Genomic DNA, 10,464 nt, shown 5'->3' on the forward strand with positions numbered 1-10,464 from the left:
TCTTCCCCTAACTCTTAAAGAGGTCTTGGATGCTCAACGCGAAGTTGTTCCAGGAGTTCACGAGGTTATCCATGAATCCGGAATCGCCGCTCAGGCCCACGATGAGGACGATCGCGAGGATCGCCAGGAGGATGCCGAGGATGGCCCAAAGCCAGCCGAAGCCGGTCTTGGAGACGCGGTAGAGCTCGGCCATCGCGGTGGAATCCACCAGCTTGGGGCCCACGCGCAAGCGCGAGAGCAGGGCGGATGAGGTGTTATCCCCTGCTGCATCGTTGAACAGGGTGTCCACGTCCATGGGCTCGCCGAGGTTCACCACCATGGATGCGCCGTGGTAGTGAGCCAGCAGCAGGGCTAGGTCCGTGGGGTTATCCGAGGCGGCGGGGAACGTCATGGCGCCCACGCCGAGATCTTGGATGCGGTCCAGGCCCTTCGCGTGACCATCGGGCTCGGCGGGTAGCACCACGACAGCGCCGGAGCGCAGGCCGTCGGAGGAGATTACTTCTGGATCGCCGACGATGATCTTCGGCTTGTGACCAGCGGCGATCAGCTCATCGGCGGCGGCATCCACGGCAATGATTACTGGGTCGTACTCCCGCAGGAAGTAGCGAAGGTCCTTGAGCTTGTCGCGCAGGCGTGGGTCCGGGGAGACCACGAGGACCTTGCGGTCATCCATGTCTACGTCGATCTCTGGGATGCCCAGCCCGTCGATCAACAGTGGCGCTTCGCTGCGAACGAACTCCGACATATTTCCGGAGAGCGCTTCAACATGGTCGCCGAGCTGCTCGCGTGCGTCGTTAAAGCGGCTTGCGGCTACGTCCGCATCCAGGATTTCTCCGCCGCCGATGGAGCGGTCGCCGTAGTAGAGCTTGCCTTCATCAAGGCGGCCCTTCTTGCCGTTCTTGACCTTCTTGGCGGTGTCCAGGCCTGCGTTTTCCACGAGGAGGATGCCCTGGTCCAGCATGAGCTGCGGACCGAAGTTGGGCACCTTGCCGGTGGTGAACTGGTGGACGTTTACTACGGCGGAGACTTTGGAATCGATGAGTCGCTGCGCGTAGGCGCGGGAGATATCAGGGGCATCGACGATTGCGATGTCACCTTCACTGAGCTTGGCCTTGTGGAACCCCTTCGGACCAGTCAGGTCGCGCGTGGCACCGTGGATACCGGGCAGGTCGGAGCGGGAGAAAATCATGCTCCTATTGTGGTACGTGTGTTACTGCTGTTGCGGAAGGCGCGCCGTGTTCATTGGGCGTTTTCCAAGTTTCTTGCCAGCCACTAACTATTTTCTGTGGCCTTGATGGCAGAACTAGCGAATAACTTCCTTCACCGTGCGATTCTTGGTTCCCAAAAATTGCCGCTTGAAGTACTCGTTAACGCCCGGGCTCCACTTCCCCTTGCCGAAGATCCCGGCAGCCGTCTTTGCATTCCGCGAGTTCGCTGCGCCCGCTCCTGCTTTCTTTCCATTCGGACCAGCACCTGGGCCCATCCCCATCATGGTGTTCTTGCCGTTGAAACCACCCGCCATGCCTTGCCCGCTTTTGCCTGCAGCATTTCCTGTGGCCGTTGAGTTGGTGGATCCAGCATTGCCTCCGACACCGTTATTCAGGCTGTTCATTCCGCCGTTGATGGCCCCCACACCGTTCTTACCAATCTGCGGCTGCCCACCCATCGCTCCGCGACTCTGATTCGTTCCCGATCCAGCGTGCGCACCTACATCAGATCCTGTGAGGCGCTGTGGCATTTTCGGCAGTACAGGTCCATTTCCTCCAGTGCGAGAGGTTCCGGGGTAGCCGTTGTTTAATTGTTCGACGCCACCTCTGACCGATTCGGCGCCTCCCACATTTCCTGAACGTGTCGCGTTATGTGACGCAGCTCCGGTACCGCCACGCATTCCGCTTGGATTCACTACAGTTGAATCTCCGGCAGGACTCACGGCGCCGGTTGGGCCTCCCGTGCCAGTCCCGAGATTTTGTGGTGCCACGTTTGTCGCATTCTGCGGGGCAAGTTGCGGCGCTGTGGTGTTCGCGCTGGCCGGAGACACAGTTGGATTCGGTTGAGGTGCGCCATTGGCGGTGGCTTGAGCGCGTTCACCAAGACCTTGAGCATTAGCAGGCGACACTTCGAGAGCACCTCCTTGTGGAGTATGGATTTGCGCCACGCCAGAGCTTTGAGAAATGGTTGCTTCGTCTAGCGCTCCGCCACCGGTATGCCCCATTACTGGAATGCCAAGGTTCTGCACTGGCGGGCGGAGCAATTCCAAGGATGGCTGGAGTTGCGTAGAAGCAAACGTGGCGACGGCACTTTGTTCTGCCGCAATTCGTGCAGCTTGATCCGGAATGGCTGCCGTGGAGGCTTGGATTGCGTACAGCGCATTCAGGTTGGCAATACGTACCCCGGGAAATTCCATCATTGACTGTCCCATGAGTACAGCATTTGATCCGACGATGTTTCCTGTCTTAACCACGTCATCGATGGCACTTCGGGCCATGTCGAACGAGTAACCCTCTGCAGAAGCGGCAAGGCCAGAGGAGGCACTTTGCAGAGCAGTCATGGAGGCCACGAGACGCTGACCGGCTGCGCTCCAGTCCTGGGCTGCTTGAATCGGGGCAGAATCGTTGCCTTCAAACATGGCAATGAGCGCTGCCAATGGAGTAGCTGCTTCCACCACGCTGACCGGCTGTGTGTACATCAGATTGCTGATGGGCTTGAAGTCTCGGTTCGGCTGCCTAATCTTGAACATCGACCGATCGAATTCCACATAGGAATTCATCTGATCAAATGACCCTGCTGAGAGCTTGTCTTGCAGACTAAAGGCGGAAATGTGGCTCTCGAACATTTCTTGAAGCCATTCGATGTCCCTGCGTAGACCATCAACCACATGGCTAATAGCACCTGGCTGCCCACCGAAAAACGACAAATGCTGAGAAAAGGATGATTGAAGCGAAGGTGCGGTGACAAATGTCCCATTCACTGAACTAATTTGAATCAGTGTCTGAAGTGCAGATTGCCCCTCAACTATCTGTTTTTTAACCTGTGCCATCGACTGCAGATCAAACCGAATCATTGCTCCCCCTGAACAATTCCAATGTTATTTAATACCGAATATGCGATAAGAGTGTTCCTGCAATAGTCAGGAAGACTTTCGTCTCGACCTGAAATCTCGGCGTTCAGCACAAGTTCCTTAGACCCTCCGATGGGGATAAAAACGCCCAAACATTGAAGACCCGACGGAAAACTTGGCACTTCCCTTAGTACGGATTCTGCGTTGGCCCCAACTTTTTGCTCAAGTGGACTAAAGGGAATGGCTTCAAAGTCAGTTCGCTGAGCAATGTCAATGAAGCCAACTTCCGATGTATAACTACTTTGTCCAGTTACGAACCTGCACGTCTTGATGGAAGTAGAATCAACACCCTCGATTCTGCTAAACCCCAGCTCCCCCATCCGCTCCACAACCGAATCACTGCAGATATCCGGTTCCCCCACGAATGGAGCGGCTGCGTCCCCCTCTTCCAGCTGTCCCAGAACTACCGGATCCCCCACGTATTTCTGGGACAGCCACACATATCGTTCCCAAGGACCTGCCGGTTCAGTTTCAAACCAGAGGCCTTCATGACCTTCCGGCTGCAACATTCTCCCGTCGTTCCCCTTAGTCGGAGTCCCCACTTCCGACTCGCTCGAGCTTTCACTCGGCTCCCCTTCACGACGGGCTTGGTTGTCGATTTCTATCGCACCGCAGCTCGCTAGCGTCATCCCCATAACCACTGCCACGGCCATTTTCACCCCCGCCTTGGCCGTGTAGCCGCAGATGCGTCCCCTCATTGGTGACAACCTCTCCCCTGCATTTCCTTGAAAACTTCTCTCGTGGACTCGTGCCTCTTTCCAAGCAAGCCCGCGTCCAAGAAGTGATCTAATCAGATCAATCTGAGGGTCGCCACACGAAAACTGAACATTTTCTTAGTTTTTCTAAAATCCCACGTAGACCCACATACGCGCAGGTTAATGACAGTTTTGTAATCCCAAAACTGGTCTTTCTCAATAGTCACTGAGTTAACAAGTTTTGAGTTCAAGTCGAAACTCAGCGCAGACAAACATCAGCTCCCCAGCGCTCGAAATTTACATCCCTGCGCGAAATCCTTGCGCCATCTCCAGTAGCTCCTCCGCGTGTGCTCGACCCGTTTCAGACTCGAGTCCGGCGAGCATGCGGGACAATTCCTCCACGCGCTCCTCGTCGCTCAAACGCTTGACCTCGGAAGTAACCGAACTATCGGTGGCATTCTTCGCTACGTACGCGTGTGCATCGGCAAACGCAGCAACCTGCGGCAAGTGCGTCACCACAATCACCTGATTTTCCACCGCCAGCTGCGCCAAGCGTCGGCCAATTTCTACAGCGGCCTTACCGCCCACCCCGGCGTCGACCTCATCAAAAACCATGGTGCGGCCCTTGCCCGCCAAAATGACCTCCAAGGCCAACATCACGCGCGAAAGCTCACCACCAGATGCACTGGAACCAAGAGCATTGGCGTGCCCGCCCTGAACCAGCTGGAACTCCACCTCGTCCAGGCCGTGCGGTCCGGGCTCACCGTGGGTGATATCCACGCGGATCTCCGCGGACATGTGCAGGCCCTTAATCTCCTTGGTCACGGCCTTACCGAAGGCCTCCGCAACCTTCACACGCTTGGCGGAGAGCTTCTTAGCGACATCCAGCATCGCGGACTGGGCAGCCTCAGTCTTTGCCTTGAGCTCTTCGATCGCCTCACCGGAGACATCGATCTTGCTCAAGCGCTCCCTCGCCTCATCCCGCCACGCAATAGCGCCATCCACGTCTACCGCAAACTTCCGCAACTCACGCAGCTGCTGCTGGCGCTCCAGCATCCCCTCCAACTCGTCGGGATCCGGTACATCCGCGAGCGCCTGGCCCACCTCCATCGCCACGTCACTAAGAAGCGTAGAGATCTCCCCCAGCCGGTTGGCAAGCTTCTCCAGCTGCTCGTCATCACTGCGCAAAGCACTCTCAGCCCGCGCCACCATGTCCACGGCCGTCAACACATCGGGATCCACCTCACCGGCAGAACCGTCAATCGCAGCAAGCGCCTCGCCCATTTGCGCACGCAACTCATCGGCCGCTTGCAGGCGCTGGATCTGTATCTTCAGATCCTCATCCTCCCCCGGCTGCGGATCAATAGCATCAATGGTCTCCAGCGCCCGCTGCAAGGTTTCTGTCTCCAACGCGAGTTCGCGGCGCGCCTCCACCCTGCGCTTCAGATCCTTTGCCAACTGCTTGAACGCAGCACGCTTCTCGCGGTAGACGGCAACCAGTTCCCCCAAGTTGCCGTACTCGTCCACGGCAGCCAGTTGGCGGACAGGGTCGATCAGCCGCAGCTGGTCGTTTTGCCCGTGGATGGTGATCATGCCCGCAGCGAATTCTCCGAGCACCGCCGCGGCCACCGTCTTTCCCGCCAAGTGTGCTCGTGACCGCCCTGCAGCGGTCACCGTGCGGGAGGCGATCACTTCCCCGTCCTCTACAAAGCCGCCGACCTCTTCGATGAGGTCAGAGACTTTGGGGTGAGACGTGGCGTCGAAAGAAAAAATACCGTCTACCACGGCACGGTCGGCGCCGGCACGCACGCGCGAGGCATCGGCGCGGTGGCCGGAAAGCAGGCGCAGGGAGGAGACAACCATGGTCTTACCTGCACCGGTCTCGCCGGTGACTACGGTCAAGCCAGAATCGAACTCGGCGGTCGATTCCTCGATCACACCAAGATTACGGATGTGGAGTTCTTGCAGCATATTAGCGGCGCGGACCCCTCCAACCCGTGACAGGCAGGCGGAACTTGCTCACGAGGCGGTCAGTGAACGGCGCGGAATCCAGACGCACCCAGCGCACGGGCTGTGGGCCACGGCGGATCTCCACGCGGGCGCCCGGAGGCATGTGGATCTGGCGGAAGCCGTCCATCACGGCCGTCGCTGGCGAGGTCATCGGATTGGTTTCCACGGCAACAGAGGAGTTAGGAGAAACAACCAGCGGGCGGCTAAACAGAGCATGTGCATTGGAAGGAACCACAAGAATGGATTCCAGCTCCGGCCACAGCACGGGGCCACCTGCGGAAAACGCATAGGCCGTGGAGCCAGTCGGCGTGGATACCAGCACGCCATCGCAGCCGAAGGAGGACACCGGACGCTGGTCGATCTCCAGGATCGTATCCAGCACGCCCTGGCGGTTCAGGTTCTCCACCGAGCACTCGTTGAGCGCCCAACCGGTTCCCAGTACGCGGCCGTCGCCATCGCGCACGGTGATGGCCAATGTCATGCGGTCTTCCACGTGATAATCGCGGTCGATAACCCGATCAATGGCCTCTTCCAGCGAATCCTGCTCCCACTCGGCCAAAAAGCCGATGTGGCCCATGTTTACGCCCAGAACGGGCACGTCCGCGGAGTGTGCGATGTCTGCGGCACGCAGGAACGTACCATCGCCGCCCAGCACCAGCACCAGCTCCACTCCGGTGGCGGCTTCCCGCGTGTGACCATAGCGCTTGAAGCGCCCCAGGATCTCATGGCGAGCCACCGGCGCGGGATCGGCCGTAGCCATCACACGCACGTCAATCCCGCCTGCCTTCAGACGCGACGCCGCCTCTGCCGCCAACCCCAAGTTCTCATGGACACCGGTGTGCGCCACCAACAAAACCTCACGAGATTCCGTCATTGCGGGCCCTCCTTAATCGCCGTGTCCACCATCGCGTCCAGCTCGTCCATCGTCGGCATGCTTGCCCCTCCATCTTTCACCAGCCACAGGAAAAACTCGACATTCCCGCTAGGACCCGGCAGTGGAGAGGCAACCACACCCTTCGTTGATAAACCATACTTCATTGCCGCGACAGCGATGTTCCTGGTCACCTCCGCGCGCAATTGCGCACTGCGCACCACTCCACCGCTGCCCAGGCGGTCTTTACCCACCTCGAACTGCGGTTTCACCATTGGTAGCAAGTCTGCGCCCTCGCGCATGCACGCCGCAATTGCAGGCAAAACCAGCTCAATGGAGATAAAAGAAAGATCGCCGACCATCAGATCCGCGGTGTCTCCCAAGATCTCCGGGGTCAGCGTGCGCACGTTCGTCCGGTCGTGCACCACCACGCGGTCATCATTCTGCAGGCGCCAAATCAGCTGGCCGTAGCCCACGTCCACCGCATGCACCGCACGCGCACCGCGATCCAAGCAGACGTCCGTAAACCCGCCGGTCGAGGCCCCTGCATCCAGCACCACTTTGTCGTTGACGCTCACACCCATCGGCTCAAATGCCTCAAGCGCGCCCAGCAGTTTGTGCGCACCGCGCGAGGCCCACCGGTCGTCATCAGATTCGCTCACTTTGATGGAAACATTGCCGTCCACCCCGGTCGCAGGCTTATTCGCCGACATCCCGTTGACGGTCACACGCCCCGCCTTGATCATCTCCTGCGCGTGCTCCCGGCTGCGGGCGATCTTCCGCTTCACCAGCTCAGCGTCCAATCGCTGCAGCTTGGGACCTTTTTTCGCCATGCTTAGCCTCGCCCCAGCGCTTCATTGACGATGCGGTGGGCCTGCTCCAGCATCTCGACTTCCTCCGCGCCGTCCACGTCACGGGCCAGCAGTTCGTCGACCGCCGTGGCCAACTCTTCTTGTCGCTGTTGTGGGGTCTTGTTCTCGTCTTCTTGTCGACGCCGACTCTGATCCGCCAGCGCCCCCGGATTCATCCCGCTCATCTATCGCCACGCTCCGATAGCGCGCTGAGCCTCATCATCAGCGGCAACGATGTCAATGTCTGCAATATCCACGCCTCGATCCAGCTGTTCCCACACAAGTGGGGCGGCCACGGCAACAGCTTCGGCGGCCATGAGCGTGGCGTCGGAAGAAGACTCCCCAGAGGACACGGAAACAGTGACCTTCCCGGATCCGGCTCCCGCGGCGTCCACGTCTGTAGAAACCTCAGCTGACCAACCTTCCAGGTGGTCGCGCATGTTCGCTGCGATGAATGTAGGGCGATGCGGGGTGCTTAACAATTCGCGGTGCCCAGAGACTCCGGTGACGGTGCAAAGCGTGTCGTAACCGGCGGCGATACCACCGGCAATGTCCGTGTTGAGACGATCGCCCACCACGAGAGGGCGCTCGGAATTGAGCCGCTCGGCAGCCACCCGGAACATCTCAGCTCCGGGCTTGCCAGCACTCGAAGGCTGCACGCCAGTGGCGCTGACCACGGCAGCGACCATGGAACCATTGCCCACCATAAAGCCACGCTCGGTCGGCAGAGTGGTATCCAGGTTGGACGCAACGTAGGTAGCGCCGCGTTGAATCGCTAGGGCACCCTCTGACAAACGCGCCCAGTTGTTGTCCGGGCTGTGACCTTGAAGTACTACGTCTGGCTGGTCATCGGCAGAATCCACCACGGTGAATCCAGCCTCGCGTGCAAGATCTTTGAAGGATTCGGCGCCAATCACAAATGCCTTGGCATCGGTGGTCCCCAGCTGCTCTGCAGCCAGGGTACATGCTGCTTGGGCACTGGTCATGACTTGATCTGCAGTGGTTGGAAAACCAATCTCCGAAAGGTGATCCGCGACTGCCTGCGGCGAACGCGAGGCATTGTTGGTCACGTACATCACGCGACGTCCCTTTAGTCCTTCTGCAGCACCTTCCACGGGACGACCGCCTTCGAAGACGGTGCCGTCGAGGTCTACGAGGAGGGCATCGTAGCGATCAAGCAATGCTAACGCCATGGGTTTTACTCCGATTCTGAGGCGGATTCTCCGTTGAGGGCGGCAATTCGGTCCTCGATGTCCATCAGGCCTTCGGTATCCAGCTCAGCAGACTTCCGGAACCACTCGATAGCTTCATCGTCACGTCCCACAAGTTCGAGAGCATCTGCATAGGCATAGTACAGACGCAGTCGGTTGACCTCTGGCACATCCGGCAGCTCGAGAACGTCCTGGAGCGTGATCAGTGCGGCGTCCTTGTCATCCAAGTCATGATGCGCCCCAGCCACGACAATGGCGAGCTCAACTCGAGATTCTGGATCCAACTCTTCCACATCATGTTCACGACTGACCTCGAGGGCCTTCTCGGGGCGTCCCAGCCCACGCTCAGCGTCAGCCAGTACTGCGAGGAGGCCGGCACCGCCCGACATGCGGCGGGCCGCGCGAAGCTCAGAGATGGCCTCCTTCCACTCGCCTGCGTGGTAGGCAGCGATGCCGTTAGTTTCGCGGGCGACGGAAACGCGACCAGCACGGTCCTTTGCTGCTCGGGCGTGCTCCAGCGCCTTCTGCGGCTCTTCATCTAGGAGAACAGCAGTCATGATGAGATGCTTTGCCACCATGTCCGCGTTGTCCTTGGCTAGACTGCGCAGCTCCTGGCGTACCGATGGATCCAACTCCTTGGGATCGATGTCCGCCGGAACTGCTGGCTCATTGATCCGCTTGTTGATCCGCTCTTCGCGGTAGCCGGAACGCTGCGGTCCGGACTGCTGAGCCCGGTTGGCACCACCACGGTTTGCGTGCTGGAATCCACGGTCATCGCTACGGCGGTCATTACCGCGACGGTCGTCACGGTTGCCACCACGTCGGTCGTCCCGCTTGAAGTCACGGCCACCACCGCGACGATCATCCCTGTTGAAGTCGCGGCGACCACCGCGACGATCATTACGGCGATCATCATCGTTGAAACGACGGCCGCCACGGCGCTCGTCTCCGCCGCGTGCGCCACGATTGTCGCGGTTGTCTTCCCGTCCTCGGTAAGCACGATCATCATCGCGTCCGCGGTATCCTCGGCGGTCATCGCGACGATCAACATTGTTGAAGCGACGGCCTCCACCCCGACGGTCGTCACCACCGCGTGTGCCTCGATTGTCGCGGGCTTCGTCACGTCCCCGATTGCCACGACGGTCATCACGGTCGCCAAACGAGCGACGATCGCCATCTCGGTCATTGCGACCTTCAAAGCGTCGACCGCCGTCACGATTACCTCGGTAGGAACCGCTCCCCTGACGGTCGCCACGGGACCGGTCCCTGTCACGGCGGTCCCGGTCACCACCGCGGTAGCCGCCACGGAGGTCACCGTCCTTGCGTTGAGTTCCCCCACTTCGGCTGTTGAATCCGCGACCACCTGAATTGTTGGATCGCTGACCGAACGAACGACGATTCCCCTCGTTAGCGGATTCGTCCTTCGCGTCTTCGTTGTATTGAGACATGCAACAACCTTTCACTGTTTAGTTACTGCTTTGACCATTGTAGTAGTTGGTCAAGACATCAATGGACACGCAACCAGCAATGCTCGTTCCATGGCCGAAAATCACTGGAAAATCAGCATAAACACAAAAAGAGTGTGCGAGTACCTAGGTTGTCAACTGTCTCAAGGAATTACTTAACAGTTCACAACTTACGTACTCGCACACCCTATATTTAAATTTTTGATGCCGGCGGTGACCTACTCTCCCACACCCTCCCAGGT

The 10,464-nt window shown here is 59.1% G+C and carries 9 protein-coding genes; all 9 read right to left on the bottom strand.

What is annotated here, in order from left to right; all coding sequences use genetic code 11:
- Positions 1 to 7: 7 nt before the first annotated feature.
- Positions 8 to 1,189: a putative cytokinetic ring protein SteA gene (steA, locus tag IM764_RS07680; protein ID WP_099298810.1), complete on the bottom strand. Its 1,182-nt coding sequence runs from the start codon at positions 1,187 to 1,189 to the stop codon at positions 8 to 10.
- A gap of 114 nt (positions 1,190 to 1,303) precedes the next feature.
- Positions 1,304 to 3,061, bottom strand: a complete 1,758-nt coding sequence (locus IM764_RS07685) for a hypothetical protein (protein ID WP_194187452.1) — start codon at positions 3,059 to 3,061, stop codon at positions 1,304 to 1,306.
- On the bottom strand, positions 3,058 to 3,816 hold the full coding sequence (locus tag IM764_RS07690) for a hypothetical protein (protein WP_099298812.1): 759 nt from the start codon (positions 3,814 to 3,816) through the stop codon (positions 3,058 to 3,060). Before IM764_RS07690 ends, IM764_RS07685 begins: the two co-directional genes overlap by 4 nt.
- Positions 3,817 to 4,110: 294 nt before the next feature.
- Entirely contained in the window at positions 4,111 to 5,784 is a 1,674-nt protein-coding gene (recN, locus tag IM764_RS07695) for a DNA repair protein RecN (protein ID WP_099298813.1), read from the bottom strand.
- A gap of 1 nt (position 5,785) precedes the next feature.
- Positions 5,786 to 6,697, bottom strand: a complete 912-nt coding sequence (locus tag IM764_RS07700) for an NAD kinase (protein ID WP_099298814.1) — start codon at positions 6,695 to 6,697, stop codon at positions 5,786 to 5,788.
- Positions 6,694 to 7,527 carry a TlyA family RNA methyltransferase gene (locus IM764_RS07705; RefSeq protein ID WP_099298815.1) on the bottom strand — a complete coding sequence of 278 codons (834 nt, stop codon included), beginning with the start codon at positions 7,525 to 7,527 and terminating at the stop codon, positions 6,694 to 6,696. Before IM764_RS07705 ends, IM764_RS07700 begins: the two co-directional genes overlap by 4 nt.
- A 2-nt stretch (positions 7,528 to 7,529) precedes the next feature.
- On the bottom strand, positions 7,530 to 7,730 hold the full coding sequence (locus tag IM764_RS07710; RefSeq protein WP_099298816.1) for a hypothetical protein: 201 nt from the start codon (positions 7,728 to 7,730) through the stop codon (positions 7,530 to 7,532).
- Positions 7,731 to 8,738, bottom strand: coding sequence for an HAD hydrolase-like protein (locus IM764_RS07715; RefSeq protein WP_099298817.1), 1,008 nt, complete (start codon positions 8,736 to 8,738; stop codon positions 7,731 to 7,733). It lies immediately after the preceding gene.
- A gap of 5 nt (positions 8,739 to 8,743) precedes the next feature.
- Entirely contained in the window at positions 8,744 to 10,204 is a 1,461-nt protein-coding gene (locus IM764_RS07720; protein ID WP_143341768.1) for a hypothetical protein, read from the bottom strand.
- Positions 10,205 to 10,464 lie beyond the last annotated feature (260 nt).

The organism is Corynebacterium sp. ED61, assembly GCF_015233855.1.
Taxonomy (GTDB): domain Bacteria; phylum Actinomycetota; class Actinomycetes; order Mycobacteriales; family Mycobacteriaceae; genus Corynebacterium; species Corynebacterium dentalis.